This window comes from Cupriavidus pauculus (genome assembly GCF_008693385.1).
In the GTDB taxonomy this organism is placed as follows: Bacteria; Pseudomonadota; Gammaproteobacteria; order Burkholderiales; family Burkholderiaceae; genus Cupriavidus; species Cupriavidus pauculus_D.
In genome coordinates, this window is sequence record NZ_CP044065.1 from 1,139,600 (window position 1) to 1,159,079 (window position 19,480).

General features: G+C 67.0%; 15 protein-coding genes. 13 read left to right on the forward strand and 2 right to left on the reverse strand.

Annotation, left to right across the window (positions count from 1 at the left end):
* Positions 1–148: 148 nt before the first annotated feature.
* The 9 genes from FOB72_RS05245 to FOB72_RS05285 are packed head-to-tail and all read left to right on the forward strand — an operon-like array spanning position 149 to position 10,260.
* On the forward strand, positions 149–2,230 hold the full coding sequence (locus tag FOB72_RS05245) for a 3-hydroxyacyl-CoA dehydrogenase NAD-binding domain-containing protein (RefSeq protein ID WP_150371563.1): 2,082 nt from the start codon (positions 149–151) through the stop codon (positions 2,228–2,230).
* A 29-nt stretch (positions 2,231–2,259) separates the two neighbouring features.
* Positions 2,260–2,901: a bifunctional nicotinamidase/pyrazinamidase gene (pncA, locus tag FOB72_RS05250; protein WP_150371564.1), complete on the forward strand. Its 642-nt coding sequence runs from the start codon at positions 2,260–2,262 to the stop codon at positions 2,899–2,901.
* Positions 2,902–2,938: 37 nt separating this feature from the next.
* Complete coding sequence (locus tag FOB72_RS05255; RefSeq protein WP_150371565.1) at positions 2,939–4,117, forward strand: acetyl-CoA C-acyltransferase; 1,179 nt, start codon at positions 2,939–2,941, stop codon at positions 4,115–4,117.
* Positions 4,118–4,148: 31 nt separating this feature from the next.
* Positions 4,149–5,999: an acyl-CoA dehydrogenase gene (locus FOB72_RS05260; RefSeq protein WP_150371566.1), complete on the forward strand. Its 1,851-nt coding sequence runs from the start codon at positions 4,149–4,151 to the stop codon at positions 5,997–5,999.
* 31 nt (positions 6,000–6,030) lie between these two features.
* Positions 6,031–6,813 (forward strand): SDR family oxidoreductase, encoded by a 783-nt coding sequence (locus FOB72_RS05265; protein WP_150371567.1) that lies wholly within the window; start codon positions 6,031–6,033, stop codon positions 6,811–6,813.
* Positions 6,814–6,868: 55 nt separating this feature from the next.
* A complete protein-coding gene (locus FOB72_RS05270) occupies positions 6,869–7,312 on the forward strand; it encodes a PaaI family thioesterase (RefSeq protein ID WP_150371568.1) in 444 nt (147 codons plus the stop codon).
* A gap of 48 nt (positions 7,313–7,360) precedes the next feature.
* Positions 7,361–8,377, forward strand: a complete 1,017-nt coding sequence (locus FOB72_RS05275; RefSeq protein WP_150371569.1) for an NADP-dependent oxidoreductase — start codon at positions 7,361–7,363, stop codon at positions 8,375–8,377.
* Between the two features lie 14 nt (positions 8,378–8,391).
* Positions 8,392–9,294, forward strand: a complete 903-nt coding sequence (locus FOB72_RS05280) for an SDR family oxidoreductase (protein WP_150371570.1) — start codon at positions 8,392–8,394, stop codon at positions 9,292–9,294.
* 33 nt (positions 9,295–9,327) lie between these two features.
* Positions 9,328–10,260 (forward strand): alpha/beta fold hydrolase, encoded by a 933-nt coding sequence (locus tag FOB72_RS05285; RefSeq protein WP_150371571.1) that lies wholly within the window; start codon positions 9,328–9,330, stop codon positions 10,258–10,260.
* An 8-nt stretch (positions 10,261–10,268) separates the two neighbouring features.
* Here FOB72_RS05285 and FOB72_RS05290 read toward each other — a convergent pair whose 3' ends face one another.
* The gene (locus FOB72_RS05290) at positions 10,269–10,790 is read right to left on the reverse strand and encodes an O-acetyl-ADP-ribose deacetylase (RefSeq protein WP_150371572.1); all 522 of its coding nucleotides are present in this window, start codon (positions 10,788–10,790) and stop codon (positions 10,269–10,271) included.
* A gap of 156 nt (positions 10,791–10,946) precedes the next feature.
* Here FOB72_RS05290 and FOB72_RS05295 point away from each other — a divergent pair, with 156 nt between their 5' ends.
* The 4 genes from FOB72_RS05295 to FOB72_RS05310 all read left to right on the forward strand — a co-directional run bounded on the left by FOB72_RS05295 (position 10,947) and on the right by FOB72_RS05310 (position 14,994).
* On the forward strand, positions 10,947–11,954 hold the full coding sequence (locus FOB72_RS05295; protein WP_150371573.1) for an alpha/beta hydrolase: 1,008 nt from the start codon (positions 10,947–10,949) through the stop codon (positions 11,952–11,954).
* 85 nt (positions 11,955–12,039) lie between these two features.
* A complete protein-coding gene (locus FOB72_RS05300; RefSeq protein WP_150371574.1) occupies positions 12,040–13,023 on the forward strand; it encodes a tripartite tricarboxylate transporter substrate-binding protein in 984 nt (327 codons plus the stop codon).
* Positions 13,024–13,034: 11 nt separating this feature from the next.
* The gene (locus tag FOB72_RS05305; protein ID WP_150371575.1) at positions 13,035–13,472 is read left to right on the forward strand and encodes a YbgC/FadM family acyl-CoA thioesterase; all 438 of its coding nucleotides are present in this window, start codon (positions 13,035–13,037) and stop codon (positions 13,470–13,472) included.
* Positions 13,473–13,641: 169 nt separating this feature from the next.
* Positions 13,642–14,994, forward strand: coding sequence for an epoxide hydrolase family protein (locus FOB72_RS05310; RefSeq protein WP_150371576.1), 1,353 nt, complete (start codon positions 13,642–13,644; stop codon positions 14,992–14,994).
* Positions 14,995–15,005: 11 nt separating this feature from the next.
* Here the strand turns inward: FOB72_RS05310 and FOB72_RS05315 are convergent, their stop codons facing one another.
* Positions 15,006–19,442 carry a DEAD/DEAH box helicase gene (locus tag FOB72_RS05315; RefSeq protein ID WP_150371577.1) on the reverse strand — a complete coding sequence of 1,479 codons (4,437 nt, stop codon included), beginning with the start codon at positions 19,440–19,442 and terminating at the stop codon, positions 15,006–15,008.
* Between the last annotated feature and the right edge of the window lie 38 nt (positions 19,443–19,480).

Consider the following 19,480-nt stretch of genomic DNA (forward strand, 5'->3'; position numbering starts at 1 on the left):
ACCGCACGCGCGAATCGGGAACGATGCGGGAAATTGAACGACCGTGCTTTTCTGTGTATGCTTGTCCCCGCTCGCAGTACAGAACCATGCAGAACGATTCACGATGCGCGCCTTCGCATCCGAGACAACCCAGACCAAAGGAACCAGCATGACAGCGCAGTATCAGGTTCAGGACGGCGTGGCCGTCATCACGCTCGACAATCCGCCCGTCAACGGCCTCGGCCACAGCACGCGGCTCGGCATCGTGGAAGGCCTGACGCGCGCGCTGGACGATGGCGCCGTGAAGGCCGTCGTGATCACGGGCGCCGGCAAGGCGTTCTCCGGCGGCGCCGATATTCGCGAATTCAATACCCCCAAGGCCACGCAGGAACCGACGCTGGGTTCGGTCATCCGCGCGCTGGAAGCGTCCACGAAGCCCGTGGTCGCGGCGATTCATACGGTGGCCATGGGCGGCGGACTGGAGCTCGCGCTCGGCTGCCACTATCGCGTGGCCGCGAAGGGCGCGCAGATCGCGCTGCCCGAGGTCAAGCTCGGCCTGCTGCCCGGCGCGGGCGGCACGCAGCGCCTGCCGCGCCTGATCGGCCTCGAGCAGGCCCTCAATATGATCGTGTCGGGTACGCCGGTGCTGTCGGAAAAGTTCGCGGGCTCGAAGCTGTTCGACGAAATCGTCGATGGCGACGTCCTGCCGGCTGCCGTGAAGTTCGCGCAGAACGTTGCCGCGGCGCCCGGCCCGTATCCGAAGGTGCGCGACCTCAAGGTCTGGCACGAGAATCCGGAAGGCTTCCTGAAGTTCGCGCGTAATACCGTGGAAGCGGTGGCCAGGAATTTTCCGGCGCCCGCGCGCTGCGTGGATGCCGTGGCCGCTTCGCTGAAGCCGTTCGAAGCCGGCCTGAAGGCCGAACGTGAAGGCTTTATGTACCTCGTGGGTACGCCCGAGTCGCGCGCGCTGCGCCACGCGTTCTTCGGCGAGCGTGCCGCAAGCAAGATTCCGGACGTGCCCTCGGACACGCCCGTGCGCAAGGTCGAAAAGGTGGCCGTGATCGGCGCCGGCACGATGGGTGGCGGCATCACGATGAACTTCCTGAACGCGGGCATTCCCGTGACGATGCTCGAGACGAAGCAGGAAGCGCTCGACCGCGGCGTGGCCACGATCCGCAAGAACTACGACAACAGCGCGAAGAAGGGCAAGCTGACGCCGGAAAAGGTGGAAGCGCGCATGGCGCTGCTGACGACCACGCTGTCCTATGACGCCATCAAGGATGCGGACCTCGTGATCGAGGCCGTGTTCGAAGAGCTGGGCGTCAAGGAGGCCGTGTTCAAGACGCTGGACGAGGTGATGAAGCCCGGCGCGATCCTGGCCTCCAACACCTCGACGCTCGACGTGGACAAGATTGCCGCCTTCACGAAGCGTCCGCAGGACGTGGTCGGCATGCACTTCTTCAGCCCGGCCAACGTGATGAAGCTGCTGGAAGTGGTGCGCGGCAAGGCCACCGGCAAGGATGTGCTGGCCACGGTCATGCAGGTCGCCAAGAAGATCAAGAAGACCGCCGTCGTGTCCGGCGTCTGCGACGGCTTTATCGGCAATCGCATGATCGAACAGTACAGCCGCCAGGCGGGCTATCTGCTCGACGAAGGCGCGCTGCCGGAACAGGTGGACAAGGCCATCGAGAAGTTCGGTTTCGCGATGGGACCGTTCCGCATGGGCGACCTGGCCGGCAACGATATCGGCTGGGCCATCCGCAAGCGCCGCGCGGTGGAGCGTCCCGACTTCAAGTACTCGAAGACCGCCGACAAGCTCTGCGAACTGGGCCGCTTTGGCCAGAAGACCGGCGCGGGCTGGTACGACTACAAGGCGGGCGACCGCAAGCCGTATCCGAACCAGCAGGTCAACGACATGATCGTCGCGAACTCGAAGGAGGCCGGCGTCGAACGCCGCAAGATCTCCGACGAGGAGATCGTCGAGCGCCTCGTGTTCGCGCTCGTGAACGAAGGCGCCAAGATTCTCGAAGAGGGTATCGCGTCGAAGGCTTCGGACATCGACATGGTGTACCTGACCGGCTACGGCTTCCCGCTGTTCCGCGGCGGCCCGATGCTGTACGCGGATCAGGTCGGCCTGTTCAACGTCGTGCAGGCGATGCACCGTTACGCGCGCGGCTATCACGGCGAAGCGTGGGAGCCCGCGGGTCTGCTCAAGACGCTGGCCGCCGAGGGCAAGGGTTTCAACGGCTGAGGCCGAAACGTCATTATCGAGGAACGGAAATGCACGATTGCCTGCTGGTGATCGACGTCCAGTACGACTTCATGCCCGAGGGCGCGCTAGCCGTGCCGCGCGGGCACGAGGTCGTGCCCGTGATCAACGGGCTCGCGCCGGCGTTCGAGCACGTGGTGCTGACGCAGGACTGGCATCCGGCCGGACACGCGTCGTTCGCGTCGAGCCATGCGGGCATGCAGCCATTCGGCATGACGCGGCTGGCCTATGGGGACCAGGTCATGTGGCCCGACCACTGCGTGCAGGGCACGCATGGCGCGGCGCTGCATGCGGACCTGCATGTGCCGCACGCGCGCATGGTGCTGCGCAAGGGCCATCACGCGGGCGTCGATAGCTATTCGGCGTTCATGGAGGCGGACCGCGCCACGCGCACGGGCCTCGCGGGCTATCTGCGCGAGCACGGCGTGCATCGCGTGTTCTGCGTTGGGCTGGCGACCGATTTCTGCGTGGCATGGAGCGCGCTGGATGCGCGCGAAGCGGGCTTCGAAGTCGTGGTGGTCGAGGACGCTTGCCGCGCGATCGACCTCGACGGCTCGCTCGCCATGGCATGGCGCGACATGTCGGCAGCCGGCGTGGTGCGCATGACATCGGCGGAGGTGCTCGCGGAGCGCCACGCTTTCATCCGTTCCTGATTCATATAGCGATTCAAAAAATTCCGAGGAGCAACACATGAACGAGGCAGTCATCGTATCCACGGCCCGCACCGGGCTGGCCAAGAGCTGGAAGGGCGCGTTCAACATGACCCATGGCGCCACGCTGGGCGGCCATGCGGTGCAGCACGCGATCGCGCGCGCGAAGATCGAGCCGGGCGAGGTGGAAGACGTGCTGATGGGCTGCGCGAATCCCGAAGGCGCCACGGGTGCGAACATCGCGCGCCAGATCGCGCTGCGCGCGGGGTGCCCGGTGACGGTGCCCGGCGCGACCGTGAATCGCTTCTGCTCGTCGGGCCTGCAGACCATCGCGATGGCCGCGCAGCGCGTGATCGCCGATGAAGGCGATATCTTCGTGGCCGGCGGCGTCGAGTCCATCTCGTGCGTGCAGCAGGAAATGAACCGCCACATGATCCAGGAGAGCTGGCTGAGCCAGAACAAGCCCGAGATCTACTGGAGCATGCTGCAGACCGCCGAGAACGTGGCCAAGCGCTACAACATCTCCAAGGAGCGCCAGGACGAGTACGGCGTGCAGAGCCAGCTGCGCGCGGCCGCCGCGCAGGAAGCCGGCAAGTTCAAGGACGAGATCGTGCCGATGACGGTGCTGGCCGGCGTCGCGGACAAGGCCACGGGCCAGCTGTTCACGAAGGAGGTCACGATCTCCGCCGACGAGGGCATCCGCGCCGACACCACGCTCGAAGGCGTGTCGAAGATCCGCACGGCCACGCCGGGCGGCGTGATCACCGCCGGGAATGCCTCGCAATTTTCGGACGGCGCGTCGGCCGCCGTCGTGATGAGCGCGAAGGTCGCCGCCGCGCGCGGCCTGCAGCCGCTGGGCGTATTCCGCGGTTTCGCGGTGGCCGGCTGCGAGCCCGACGAGATGGGCATCGGCCCCGTGTTCGCGGTGCCCAGGCTGCTGAAGAAGACGGGCCTCAAGGTCGAGGACATTGGCCTCTGGGAGCTCAACGAGGCGTTCGCGGTACAGGTGCTGTACTGCGCGGACAAGCTCGGCATTCCGATGGATCGCCTGAACGTCAATGGCGGCGCGATCGCCGTGGGCCATCCCTATGGCGTGTCCGGCGCGCGTCTGGTCGGCCATGCGCTGATCGAGGGCAAGCGCCGTGGCGTGAAGTACGTCGTGGTGACGATGTGCATCGGTGGCGGGCAGGGCGCGGCAGGGCTGTTCGAAGTGCTGTAAGACCTGACTCCCGACCCCAGCCACCGCTGCCATGTCATTGATCCTCTCGCGTCGCGATCTCAATTTCATCCTTTACGAGTGGCTCGGGGTCGAGGCACTCACGCGCATTCCGCGCTACGCGGACCACTCGCGCGAAACCTTCGATGCGGCGCTCGACACGTGCGAGCGCATCGCCACGGACCTGTTCGCGCCGCATAACAAGCGCAGCGACCAGCACGAGCCCGAGTTCGATGGCGAAGCCGTGCGCATGATTCCCGAGGTCGGCGCGGCATTGAAGGCGTTCTGCGAAGCCGGCCTGATGGCCGCCGGGCAGGACTATGAGTATGGCGGCATGCAGTTGCCGGTCGTGCTCGAGAAGGCCGCGTTCGCGTACTTCAAGGCCGCGAACGTCGGCACGAGTTCGTATCCGTTCCTGACCATCGGCAACGCCAATCTGCTGCTGGCGCACGGCACGCCGGCGCAGATCGACACGTTCGTGCGGCCGGAACTCGAAGGCCGGTATTTCGGCACGATGTGCCTCTCCGAGCCGCAGGCGGGGTCCTCGCTCTCGGACATCGGCACGCGGGCCGAGCCCGATGGAGACTCCCCGCTCGGCGCGCGCTATCGCCTGCGCGGCAACAAGATGTGGATCTCGGCGGGCGAACACGAACTGTCCGAGAACATCGTGCACCTCGTGCTGGCCAAGATTCCGGGCCCCGATGGCAAGCTGATTCCGGGCGTCAAGGGTATTTCGCTGTTTATCGTCCCGAAGTATCTCGTCAACGCGGACGGCACGCGTGGCGAGCACAACGACGTGGCGCTGGCTGGCCTCAATCACAAGATGGGCTACCGCGGCACGACCAACTGCCTGCTGAATTTCGGCGAGGGCACGACGTACCGGCCCGAGGGCCAGGGCGGGGCCATCGGTTACCTCGTGGGCGAGCCGCACAAGGGGCTGGCCTGCATGTTCCATATGATGAACGAGGCGCGCATCGGCGTTGGCCTCGGTGCGGTGGCGCTCGGCTATACCGGCTATCTGCACGCGCTCGACTACGCGCGCAATCGGCCGCAGGGCCGGCCCGTGGGCGCGGGCGGCAAGGATCCGTCCACGCCGCAGGTGAAGCTCGTCGAGCATGCCGACGTGCGCCGCATGCTGCTGGCGCAGAAGAGCTATGTCGAAGGCGGGCTCGCGCTGAACCTGTACTGCGCGCGGCTCGTCGATGAGGAGCATGCGGCGAAGGCCGCGGGCGACGATGCGAAGCCGCTGTCGCTGCTGCTCGATATCCTGACGCCGATCGCCAAGAGCTGGCCGTCGCAGTGGTGCCTGGAGGCCAACAGTCTCGCCATTCAGGTGCATGGCGGCTACGGCTATACGCGCGAGTACAACGTCGAGCAGTTCTATCGCGACAACCGGCTCAATCCGATCCACGAAGGCACCCATGGGATTCAGGGGCTCGATCTGCTGGGCCGCAAGGTCGTGATGCAGGACGGCGCCGCGTTCCGGCTGCTGGGCGATCGCGTGGGCGAGACCGCGCAGCGGGCCATTGCCACCGGCGATGTCTCGCTCGGCGAGCAGGCGCGGGCGCTGGGCGCGGCCGCGCGGCGGCTGGCGGCGGTGACCACCACGTTGTGGTCGGCAGGCAGCCCCGACGTCACGCTGGCCAACGCGAGTATCTACCTCGAGGCGTTCGGGCACGTGGTGGTCGCGTGGATCTGGCTCGAGCAGGCCATCGTCGCGCAGGCGGCACTGGCGACGGGCGGCGCCGATGACGATTTCTATCGCGGCAAGCTCGCCGCGGCCGCGTATTTCTATCGCTACGAATTGCCGAAGACCGGGCCGCAGTTCGATCTGCTCGCCTCGCTCGATCGCACCACACTTACGATGCAAGACGCATGGTTCTAGACCGGCGCTCATCACAAAGAAGGAGACACCGATGCATACGATGCGTGAGTTGTTCGACCTCCATGGCCGCACGGCGCTGATCACCGGCGGCTCCCGCGGGCTCGGCCTGCAGATCGCCGAAGCCCTCGGCGAGCAGGGCGCGCGGCTGGTGCTGTCGGCGCGCAAGGCCGGCGAACTCGAGCAGGCGCAGGCGCATCTGCGCGCGCGCGGCATCGAGTGCGACTGGATCGCCGCGGACGGCGCGCGCGACGACGAGATCGATCGGCTGGCCAGCGGCGCGCTGGCGAAGCTCGGCCACGTCGATATCCTCGTCAACAATGCGGGCGCGACCTGGGGCGCGCCGGCCGAGGACCATCCCGTCGAAGCATGGGACAAGGTGATGAACCTCAATATCCGCGGCCTGTTCCTGCTCACGCAGCGCATCGGCCGGGACTCGATGATCCCGCGCCGTCATGGCCGCATCATCAACGTCGCGTCCATCGCGGGGCTGGCCGGCAATCCGCCCGGCACGATGGAAACGATTGCGTACAACACGTCCAAGGGCGCCGTCGTCAACTTCACGCGCGCGCTCGCGGCCGAATGGGGCGAGCACAACATCACGGTCAACGCGCTTGCCCCCGGTTTCTTCCCGTCGAAGATGACGCAGGGATCGCTCGACCGCCTGGGCGTGGACGCCATGTGCGCGGGCGTGCCGCTGCGCCGGCTCGGCGACGACGAGGACCTGAAAGGCGCCGCGCTGCTGTTCGCGAGCGCGGCGGGCAAACATATCACCGGGCAGATTCTGGCCGTGGACGGTGGCGTCAGCGCGATATGAATCCATAATGGCGGGCGCGCACGTGCGCGCCCAATGACGCAGACGCTTTCGGATCATGACGGAACACAACGGCTTTCTTCACAGGATTCCCTTTCTTCTCGACCTCGGCGTGCGATGCAATCGCATGGAGGCGGGGCAGAGCGAGATCGAGCTCGATCTGCTCGAACGCCACCAGAACAGCTGGGACATGGCGCACGGTGGCGTGCTGATGACGATGCTCGACGTCGCGATGGCCATCGCGGGCCGCTCGACGGACCCGGAAGGCCGCGGCGTCGTGACGATCGAGATGAAATCGAGTTTCATGGCCCCCGGGCGTGGCGACAAGATCGTCGCGCGCGGCAAATGCGTGCACCGTACGAGCACGATGGCTTTCTGCGAGGCGGAGATCGTCGATCCGCAAGGCAAGACCGTCGCGCGGGGCTCGGGCACGTTCAAGTTCATCAAACGCTCGCCGCCGCGGCGCACGCCCGGCGCGGCAGACACCGGCGCGGACGGCTGACACCGGTCGCCGCGCATAACGAGACCCATCACCTTGAGGGGACACATCATGTCGGATCAGCAAACCTATCGGCGCATCGTTCTGGCCTCTCGACCGGCCGATGCCGTGACGCCGGACAACTTCCGGCTGGAGACCGTGCCCGTGCCCACGCTGGCAGACGGGCAGGTGCTCGTGCGCAATCATTTCCTGTCGCTCGACCCGTATATGCGCGGCCGCATGAGCGAGAGCAAGTCCTATGCGAATCCGCAGCCGCTCGGCGAGGTCATGATCGGCGGCACCGTCGGCGAAGTGGTCGAGAGCCGCAACCCGAAGTTCAAGGCCGGCGACAGCGTCGTGGCGATGTTCGGCTGGCAGGAAATGGGCGTCAGCGACGGTAGCGGCATGCAGAAGGTCGACACCACGCATATCCCGCTGTCGGCCTACCTGGGCTCGGTGGGCATGCCCGGCGTGACCGCATGGTACGGGTTGAATCGCATCATCGAACCGAAGGCGGGCGAGACCATCGTGGTCAGCGCCGCGTCGGGTGCGGTGGGCAGCGTGGTGGGCCAGCTGGCGAAGAAGGCCGGCTGCCGCGTCGTTGGCGTGGCGGGCGGCAAGGACAAGTGCGATTACGTGGTCAACGAGCTGGGCTTCGACGCCTGCGTGGACTACAAGGCCGCGGCCGATGCCAAGGCGCTCTACGCGGCGGTCAAGGCCGTGACGCCCGATGGCATCGACGGCTATTTCGAAAATGTTGGCGGCGATATTCTCGACGTGGTGCTGGCGCGCCTCAATGCATTCGGCCGCATCGCGCTGTGCGGACTGATCGCGGGCTATGACGGTCAGGACCTGCCGCTGAAGAACCCGCGCGCGATCCTGGTTTCGCGCGCGAAGATCCAGGGCTTTATCGTCTCCGAGCATATGGACGTATGGCCGCAGGCGCTCAAGGAACTCGGCGGCATGGTCGCACAGCGCCAGCTCAAGTTCCGCGAGAGCGTGGCCGAGGGGCTGGCCAGCGCGCCCGAGGCATTCATGGGCCTGCTCAAGGGCAAGAATTTCGGCAAGCAGCTCGTCAAGCTCGTCTGACCGGGAGCCCGCCGATGGACCATTTCGAGGGCAAGGTCGCCGTCATCACGGGCGGCGCGTCGGGGTTCGGCAAGGCGTTCGCGCGCATCGGCGCGTCGCTGGGCATGCGGCTGGTGCTGGCGGACGTCCAGCAGGACGTGCTCGACGCCACGGTCGGCGAGTTCCGGGCGCAGGGCGCGCAGGTCATCGGCGTGCGCACCGACGTCTCGCGCGCGGCCGACATGCAGGCACTGGCAGATTCGACGCTGTCCGCATTTGGGCAGGTCAACCTTCTGTTCAATAATGCGGGCGTCGGGTCGGGCGGGCTGATCTGGGAGAACTCGGAACGCGACTGGGACTGGGTGCTCGGCGTGAACCTGCACGGCGTGATCCACGGCGTGCGCATCTTCACGCCACTGATGCTGGCCGCCGCGGAGAAGGATCCGGCCTACCGCGGGCATATCGTGAATACGGCATCGATGGCGGGGCTCGTCAATGCGCCGACCATGGGCATCTACAACGTGTCCAAGCACGCGGTGGTGTCGCTCAGCGAGACGCTGTACCAGGACCTGAGCCTCGTCACCGATCAGGTGCACTGCTCGGTACTGTGCCCCTTCTTCGTGCCGACGGGCATCGCCCAGTCCCAGCGCAACCGGCCGAAGGATGCCGCCGGGGAGGCGCCGCTGACGCGTTCGCAGTTGGTGGCGCGGGCGCAGGGGGAGAAGGCCGTGTCATCGGGAAAGGTCACCGCGGAGGAGGTCGCGCAGCGAACTTTCGCCGCGATTCGCGAGGAAAACTTCTATATTTACTCGCACCCCCAGGCGCTCGACAGTGTGCGGCAACGCATGGAGGCGATCGTCGGCGCGCGGAATCCCGCGGACCCGTTTGCCGAGAAGCCCGACGTGCGTGCTGCCCTGGTACGGGCCTTGCGCGGTTGAGTCGTCAGTCACCCACCAGAGAGGAGACTGTCGATGGAGACACTCATGACCGCACCCGCCGTGATTCACCATTTGCAGTTCGCGAGCCTGCCGAACGGCATGCGGCTGCATTATGCGAGCGCGGGCGAGCCGGGAAAGCCGCTGATCCTGTTCGTGCACGGGTTTCCGGAATTCTGGTATGCGTGGGAGCGCCAGCTGGCCGAGTTCGGGCAGACCCACTTCGCGGTGGCGCCGGACCTGCGCGGCTTCAACCTGTCGGGCAAGCCGGCCGAAGTGGAAGCGTACCGCCCGAAGCATGTGGCCGAAGACCTCGTGCAGCTGATTCGCACGCTCGGGTATTCGCGATGCGTGATCGTGGCCCATGACTGGGGTGGGGCGGTCTGCTGGAATCTTGCGATGCAGCATCCGGAGCTCGTCGAACGGCTGGTCATCGTCAACGCGCCGCATCCCTACCTGTTTGCGCGCGCGCTGACGGCCGATCCCGCGCAGCAGGCCGCGTCGGCGTATATGAACTGGCTGCGCAAGCCGGGCTCGGAGCAGGCACTGGCGGCCAACGATTTCGCGCTGATCGAGAAAATGCTGAGCGGCGGCGACGGTCCACGGCCCGCGTGGTTCACGGATGGGGTCCGCTCCCGCTATCACGCTGCCTGGTCCGCGCCGGGCGAGGACGGCAGCCATTCGCTGACGGGCAGCGTCAATTACTACCGCGCCACGCCGATGCGGCCGCCGACCGACAGCGAACCGGCCGCGGATCTGTCGCGGTTCAACCCCGCCGACGCCGTGGTCCGCGTGCCGACGCTCGTGATCTGGGGCGAGCAGGACCGCGCGCTACCGAAGACGCTCGTCGAGGGCCTGAGCGACTTCGTGCCGGACCTGCGTGTCGAGCGCATCCCAGAGGGCACGCACTGGGTCATCCATGAACAACCCGAGCGCGTGAACCTCCTGATCCGCAGCGCGCTGCCGTAGCCAGACGGTCAGGCGAGCCGGTCGCGGTACAGCCGATAGTTCTCTTCGTCGAAGCACACGAACGTGACCTGCTCGATCGACGGCGCGCGCGCCAGGGCCTCGCGCACGGCGGCAATCGCGATATCGGCCGCGCGCTCGCGCGGAAAGCCGTAGATGCCGGTGCTGATATTGGGGAACGCGACCGTGCGCAGGTCGTGCTCGCCCGCGAGCCGGATGCTGTTGCGATAGGCGTTGGCGAGCAGGGCGTCTTCGTCCTGGCTGCCGCCTTTCCAGACCGGCCCCACGGCGTGGATGACATAGGGCGCGGGGAGCAATCCGCCTGTGGTGATCACCGCTTCGCCGGTCTTGCAGCCGCCCTGCGTATCGGCAATCGCGCGGCAGGCATTGCCGATCGCGGGGCCGCCCGCGCCATGGATCGCGCCATCCACGCCGCCGCCGCCCACTAGCCCGCTGTTGGCGGCATTGACGATCGCATCGACTTCCATGCGCGTAATGTCGCCGTGCACCACCTGCAGATGTTCGCCTGTCATGTCGTCTCCCGCGCCGGTTGGCGTATCTATGTTTTCAGCATAGTCGCGGATTCCGGCGGCATCGAGGGGATATGTGCGCGATGAGGGTAATTTCGTAAGCCGTCCCGGCGCAATCGATGGCAGAATGACGAAATCGAACGACCGTTCACAATTGTGATGTCCGCCAGTCTGTCCACGCATCCTCCCGGCATGTCCGCGCAACTGCTCGATCCGCAGGTCGCCCAGCTGCTCGACCTGATCGCGCGCGCAAAGCGTCCGCCGATCCACGCGCTTGCCGTGGCCGATGCCAAGCTCGCCTACGAGAAAAGCGCGCCGATCCTCGATATCTCGCCGCCGCCCGTGCATACGGTCGAGAACCTGACGGTCACCGCGCGCGATGGGTATGCGATTCCCGTGCGGCTCTATGCGCCGCGCGAACCGAGCTGGACCGACCCGCAGCCGCTGCTCGTGTACTTTCACGGCGGCGGATTCACGGTTGGCAGTATCAATACCCACGATGCGCTGTGCCGCCGGCTGGCCCTCGATGGCGAATGCCTGGTTTTGTCGGTCGATTACCGGCTGGGTCCGGAATGGAAATTCCCGACCGCGGCCAACGATGCGTTCGACGCCATGCAGTGGGCCTTCGACGAGGCCGCGCGGCTCGGTGCGGATGCGTCGCGCATCGCCGTGGGCGGCGATAGCGCGGGCGGCACGCTGGCCGCGGCCTGCGCGATCGAGGCGCGAGACCGCGGATACCAGCTTGCGCTGCAAATGCTGATCTACGCGGGGTTCTGCGCGCGGCAGGACACGCCGTCGCATCGCGCGCTCGCGGATGGGTATCTGCTGACGGCCGATATGATCCAGTGGTTCTTCTCGCAATATCTGGGCAAGCCCGAAGACCGCGACGACTGGCGCTTTGCGCCGCTCGATGGCGGCGGGGCCGGTGCCGATGTGCACGGCTGCTGTCCCGCATGGATCGCGGTGGCCGGCTACGACCCGCTGCATGACGAGGGCGTGGCCTACGCGCGCAAGCTGGAGGCGGCCGGTGTCGCCACCGCGCTGGCCGACTATCCGACCATGATCCACGACTTTTTCAAGATGGGCCGCTTTGTCGGCGCCGTGGCCGGCGCGCATGCCGATGCGGCGTCCGCGCTGCGCCGGGCCTTCGGGAGTGCCCAGGAATAAGGGAACGGATAGGGAACGGATTACCAAACCTAGGATCGATATCAGCGATATCCGAGTATTCGCATACAACAAGGAGACAACCACCATGCAACGTCGCAATTTCCTCGCCCAGCTGGGCATGCTGGCCGCGGCCGGCGCCACCGGCCTGGCCGCCATGCCCGCCCACGCGCAGGCCGACAAGTTTCCGCAGCGCCCCATCCGCCTGGTCATCGGCTACACCGCCGGCGGCTCCACCGACGTGCCGTTCCGCGTGCTCGCCGACAATGCCTCGAAGATCCTCGGCCAGCCCGTGATCGTCGAGAACAAGCCCGGTGCCGGCGGCGTGCTGCCCGCGCAGATGATGCAGACCACCGCGCCCGACGGCTATACGCTCGCGCAGGTGCCGCTGCCCGTGTTCCGGCTGCCGTACACGACCAAGATCAACTGGGATCCGGTCAAGGACCTCCAGTACGTGATCAACCTCGCCGGCTACTCGTTCGGCCTCGTCGTGCCGGCCGACTCGCCGATCAAGACGATGCAGGAGTACGTGGCCTACGCCAAGGCGAACCCGGGCAAGCTTACGTACGGCACGCCGGGCGCGCTGACGACGTTGCACATCACGATGGAAGAACTCGCGCTGAACGAGCACGTGCAGTTCTCGCATATTCCGTACAAGGGCAATTCGGAATCGATGCAGGCGCTGCTCGGCGGCCACGTGATGTCGGTGGCGGACACGCCGGCCTGGGCGCCTTACGTCGAGTCTGGCCGTCTGCGTCTGCTGTCGACGTGGGGGGACAAGCGTTCGGCGCGCTTCCCGAACGTGCCGACGCTGAAGGAGCTCGGTATCAATATCGTGCAGACCTCGCCGTTCGGGCTCGTCGTGCCCAAGGGCACCGATCCGAAGATCGTGCAGAAGCTGCATGACGCGTTCAAGCAGGCGATGGAGATGCCGAACTACCGCGAGTCGCTCGCCAAGTTCGACATGGAGCCGTACTACATGAGCAGCACCGAGTATGCGAAGTTCGCGGCCGATACGGTCAAGAAGGAGAAGGCGATCATCGACAAGCTCGGACTGGCAAAGGCACAGTAACCGTCACCATCATGGCAAAGTCCGATTTCCGGCATAGCATGCCCTTGCGCGTGCGCTGGGCCGAAGTCGATCCGCAATCGATCGTCTTCAACGCGCATTACCTGACGTACTGCGATATCTGCGTCACCGAGTACTGGCGCGCGCTGGGCATCCGCTATCCGGAGGACGTGCTTGGCGCGCACGGCGTGGATATCTTCGTCGTCAAGTCGACGCTCGAATATCACGCGTCGGCGCGCTTCGACGACCAGCTCGATATCCGCGGCCGCATGGCGCGGCTCGGCCGTTCCAGCATGCTCTTTCGCGTGGAGATGTATCGCGGGGAAGAACATCTGATCACGGGCGAGATCGTCTACGTGTGCGCGGATCCGGCGACGCAGACATCGGCCCCGATTCCGGGGCCGGTGCGCGAGATCATCGAGGGCTACGAGGTGGTCGCGCCCGCGCGTTGAGCGCCGGCTTGCGTATCGCTTTGTATCCGGCCGAAGCCACGACACAGCCACATACAAAAACGCGTTTTCCAGACACCTGGGGCATGAACGGCCTCCCTAGACTGCGTTCCATGCCGTGCCAGCCATGGGCTGGCCGGATCCGATCCAGTCGAAACCGAGGAGAACGTTCATGTCGTATCGCACCCGTGTCACCGCGCAGCAACCGGCAATCCGAGTTCCGAAATTCCATGTCCTGGCCATCGCCAGCGCGCTGGCATCGCTCGCGCTGATCGGGCACGTGCCGTCGGCCCATGCCGCCGACGCGGCGAAGTCATCCGCGACCGCCAGGGCCGCGCAGGCCGACGAGAGCATCCGTCCGTTCCGCGTCCACGTACCGCAGGCCCAGCTGGACGACCTGCGCAAGCGCATCGCCGCCACGCGCTGGCCGGACAAGGAAACCGTGGCCGACGATTCGCAGGGCATCCAGCTTGCACGCGTGCAGGAACTCGTGCGCTACTGGGGCACGGGCTACGACTGGCGCAAGGCCGAGGCCCAGCTCAATGCGCTGCCGCAGTTCGTCACGAAGATCGATGGCGTGGATATCCACTTTATCCACGTGAAATCGAAGAACCCCAATGCGCTGCCGCTGGTGCTCACGCATGGCTGGCCGGGCTCGATCTTCGAGTTCATCAACACGATCGGCCCGCTGACCAATCCCACGGCCTACGGCGGCCGCGCGGAAGATGCGTTCGACGTCGTCATCCCGTCGATTCCGGGCTATGGCTTCTCGGGCCGGCCGACGGAACTGGGCTGGGGTCCGGATCGCACGGCGCGCGCATGGGACACGCTGATGAAGCGGCTCGGCTACACGCAATACGTGTCGCAGGGTGGCGACCACGGCTCGGTGATCTCCGACGCGCTGGCGCGCCAGGCCCCGCCGGGACTGAAGGCGATTCACCTGAACATGCCGGCCACGGTGCCGGGTGGCCTGATGAAGTCGCTGTTGAGCGGCGACGCGGCCCCGTCGGAGCTCACGTCGTCCGAGCGGGACGCGTACGAGTCGCTGCGCACGTTCTTCGGCCGCAACGCCGCATACGGCGCGATGATGGTCACGCGCCCGCAGACCATCGGCTACTCGCTGACGGACTCGCCCTCGGCGCTTGCGGCGTTCACGTACGAGAAGATCGCCGCATGGAGCGACAGCGACGGCAAGCCCGAACGCGTGCTGACGCGCGACGCGATCCTCAACGACATCACGCTGTACTGGCTCACGAACACGGGCGCGTCGTCGTCGCGGTTCTACTGGGAAAACAACAACAACAACTTCAGCGCGGACGCGCAGAAGACGCGCGACATCAAGGTGCCGGTGGCCATCACCGTGTTCCCGCACGAGATCTACCGCGCGCCCGAGAGCTGGAGCAAGCAGGCGTATCCGTCGCTGATGTACTACAACCAGGTATCGAAGGGCGGCCACTTCGCGGCATGGGAGCAACCACAGTTGTTTGCCGAGGAACTGCGCGCGGCGTTCAAGTCGGTGCGCTAGGGTCTGTACCGCTAACGCTGCGCGACGAGGCGCGCCTGCAGCATGTCGCGCTCCGCGGGGGCCGGCGTCTGCAGGTAGTGGAACTTGCCGGAGACCTGTGTGGCGATGGCAATGCCGTCGCGGAACAGGATGCGGTTGCCGGTGAGGGCGGGGACCTTGTCGCCGGGGAGGATCGTGCCGCAGAGGTTGAGCGGGTCGATGGCCGAGATGGCGATCAGTTCGCCGTCGTGCGGGCGGCGGCGCATGTCGCGTAGCAGCGGGATGGCTTCGGGCAGCGCGAACTGTTCGCCCGACAGGCCGGCGACGAAGCGGCCGCCGCGGACTTCGCCGCGGGCTTCCAGGCGATGGTAGACGGGCAGCAGTTCGCGCCACGACGGCAGCCATGCGGCTTCGCGTTCCAGCAGGCTCCAGAACATGACGCCGTAGCGGCGCAGCAGCGTCATGGCGATGTGTTCGAGCGTTTCCGGGTCCGTGCGGCGGAGGCCCGCTGCGCGCGGGGCGGGCGAGGGAGGGCTGGCGGCGGCATCGGTGACGACGGTGTCCGCCACGATCTCGCTCGCGCGCGTGGTGACCGTCACCGCGTCGGGCCGGCGGACCAGTGCCCAGCGGCCCGCTTCCTCCATCGTCGGTCCCGCGCCACGCCGTCGCCGGCGGTCCATCGTATTGCGCTTGCTCGCGGGCACGAGCATCGCGCGCAGGCCCGCATAGCTGTCGGCGTTCACGAGTCCCGTGGCGACCAGTTCCCCGAGCGCGTTCTCCAGTTCGGCGGGCAGCAGCCGCGCATCGTGGGCGAGTTCGTCGTAGAACATCGCGCCGTGTTGCCGCAGCGCTTCCAGCACGCGCGCGGCGCGCGGGGAGACTTCGATATCGGTGGCATTGGCCGGCATCGCATGCCAGGTCGCGAGCTGCCGGCGCGGCAGCAGCACCAGCGGTGTGGCACGCACGGGACCGCCGCTCGCGCTGGCCGGCGCGCCCAGCCGCGTCCACACGATGCGGCCCGCGCGGCAAAGGTCGTCGAGCCAGAGGCCCGCGTACTCCTTCACGCGCGGCGCCAGCAGTTCGGACTCCCATGCGCCGGCCGGCGCTTCGAAGCCTTCCAGCTGGGCCAGTGCCTGTGGCAGGGCGTCGCTGCCCTGGAGGCGTGTGTCCTCCGACAGGTGTTGCCATGCGAACAGAAACCGCATGAAGTCCTGCCGCTCGACGGGCTCGATCTCGCGGCGCAGTTTGCGGATGGTGTATCGGTGGATGCGCGCGAGCAGATGACGCTCGCACCATTGCTCCGCCGTCGCGCCGGCCGGCCGCCCCGGCGTAAAGCGGCCACGCATCACGTACCCTTCGCGCTCGAGTTGCGCCAGCGCGATGGCGACCGTGCCCTCGGGCAGCGCCAGCGGCGCGGCGATCTCGGCGAGGGTTTGCGGGCCGAAGCCCGACAGCCGCGCGCGCAGCAGCTCCACCAGCGCGTCGTCGCGCGTCCATGGGCCATCTCCCTGCGCTGCTGCGACATCGATGCCAACATTGATGCCGACGTTGACGCCATAAGCCGCCCGCACACACGCCAGCCGCTCCCGTGCCACCCACAGGCTCGTCTCCCCATTCACATCGTGGAGCATCGCGCGCCCACCCGCGGCCAGCGCCGCGAGCCATTCGGGCCAGCCCGCGTTGGCCGACGCCTCGGCCTCCGTGATGCAGGCCAGCGACATCAGCGCCTCCTGCATTTCATCGGCATTGCGCGCGGTCGGCCACGCCTCGTCGGCCACGGCGGCGATGGCACCGGCGTCGAGCGCGCCCATATCGTCGGTCGACGCCGGATCGGTCCAGCGCCGGTTGAGCACCGCCTGCGTGCGGCGCTCCTCGATGGGCGCGTCGTCGAGGTAGGCATAGGGCCGTGCGCCCAGCACCTCCATCGCCAGCGGCGAGGGCGCCGGCAGATCGCGCGCGATCAGGCGCAGTTCGCCCGCTTCCATGCGGCGCAGCAGCGCAATCCATCCTTCGCTGTCCATCGCCTCGTGCAGGCAGTCGTCGAGCGTCTGTTCGACCAGCGGATGATCGGGCAGCTCGCGTTCGCCGACGATATTCTCGAGGCAGGCCGCCTGATCGGGAAACACGGCGGCCAGCAGATCGTCGCTCTTCATGCGCTGTAATTGCGGCGCCACCTTGCGGCCGCCGAGAAAGCGCGGCAACGCCAGCGCGGTCGTTGCATTCCAGCGCCAGCGCACATTGAACAGCGGCGCATCGAGCAGCGCCTGCACCAGCACGTGCTCGGCGCTGGACGACTTCAGGTAATGCCATACCTCGTCGAGCGCAAAGCTGTGGCTCTCCGACAGCGACAGCACGATCGCATCCTCGGTGGCCGCCGCCTGCAATTCGAAGTTGAACGTGCGGCAGAAGCGCTTGCGCAGCGCCAGTCCCCACGCGCGATTGATGCGGCTGCCATAGGGCGCATGGACGACCAGCTGCATGCCGCCGGACTCGTCGAAGAAGCGCTCCATCACGAGCGTATCGTGCGTGGGCAGCGCGGTAAGGGCCGCGCGCGCACGGGCCAGATACTCGACGATCTGCCGCGCGGCATCCTCGTGCAGTCCGATATGCGTCTGCAACCAGCCGACCGCATGATCGATCGCCGCCGCGCCATCGCCGATGTCGTCAACGCTGCCCGGCAGCCGATCGCCCAACAGTCGATCGATCTCCGCGCGCAGGCGTGCCACGCCCAGTGACAGGGCATCGCTGCGTCCCGGCGCCTCGCCGATCCAGAACGGAATATTCGGCGCGGCGCCATGCGCGTCCACCACGCGCACCTTGCCCGCTTCGATCCGCTGAATGCGATACGACGTATTGCCAAGCTGGAAGACATCGCCGGCCAGGCTCTCCACCGCGAAGTCTTCATGCACGGTGCCGACGTTCTGTCCGCTGGGCTCGAGCACCACCGTGAAGTCGGCGTTGTCGGGAATCGTCCCGCCGGACGTGACGGCCGTCATCCTGGCGCCGCGCCGCGCGCGCACGGTGCCGCTGACCGTATCGCGATGCAGGTAGGCGCCGCGCACGCCCTGGCGTCCCGTATAGCCTTCGGCCAGCGTGCGCAGCACCGCGTCGAAATGCGCGCGGTCGAGCGTGGCGTACGGTGTCGCGCTGCGGATCAGCGCGAACAGCGCGTCTTCTTCCCATTCGCGCAGGCCTACCTCGGCGACAATCTGCTGCGCCATGACGTCGAGCGGCGCCACCGGAATACGCAGTACATCGAGCTCGTCGCGGCGCACGCAGTCGAGCAGCGCCGCGCATTCGATCAGGTCGTCGCGCGAAGTGGGAAACAGCCGGCCCTTGGGCAGGCCGCCGACATGGTGGCCCGAGCGGCCCACGCGCTGGAGAAACGACGCGATGCTGCGCGGCGAACCGATCTGGCAGACCAGATCGACATCGCCGATATCGATGCCGAGCTCGAGCGATGCCGTGGCAATGAGCACGCGCAATGCGCCGCGCTTGAGGCGCTGCTCGGCATCGAGCCGGTATTCCTTTGCCAGGCTGCCGTGATGCGCGGCCACATGTTCGCCGCCGATACGGTCGGCGAGGTGCCGCGCCATGCGCTCGGCCATGCGGCGCGTGTTGACGAAGATCAGCGTGGTGCGATGCTGCGCGGAGAGCTCGGCAAGCCGGTCGTAGACGCGCTCCCAGACCTCGTTGGCGATCACGGCCTCGAGCGGCACCGGTGGCAGCTCGAGCGCGAGGTCGCGCTTGCGCACGTGGCCGACATCGACGATCTCGCAGGTCTTGCCGGTACCGCTCAGGAAATCCGCAACGGCCGACAGGGGCTTCTGGGTCGCCGACAACCCGACGCGCACGGGCGGGCGCTCGCACAATGCATCGAGCCGCGCGAGGCTCAGCGCGAGATGGCTGCCGCGCTTGTTGCCCGCGACCGCGTGAATTTCATCGACGATCACGGTGCGCACGCCGGCCAGCATCGCGCGGCCCGAGTCCGAGGCCAGCAGCACGTAGAGCGATTCCGGGGTGGAGACGAGGATATGGGGCGGCCGCCGGCGCATGGCGTTGCGTTCGGCCTGTGGCGTGTCGCCCGTGCGCACGGCGGTGCGAATGCCATGCGCGGGCAGGCCCATGGCCTCGAGCTCGGCGCCGATGCCCGCGAGCGGCGCCAGCAGGTTGACGCGGATGTCGTTGGAGAGGGCCTTCAGCGGGGAGACGTAGAGGACGCGCGTCTCATCGGGCAGGGGCGTTTCCACGCTCTCCCGCACGAGTGCGTCGATCGCGGCCAGGAACGCGGTCAGCGTCTTGCCGGAGCCCGTGGGCGCCGCGATCAGCGTCGGCTGCCCGCGCTGGATCAGCGGCCACGCGCGCGCCTGCGCTTCCGTGGCGCGCGGAAAGGTCGCGGCAAACCATGCCGCCACCGCGGGATGGAAATCCTGCAAGGCGTCCAAGTCGGCGTGGGGGGTGCGCATCATCGTGATATTGGGATGATAGCGCCGAATGGAAGGGCTTC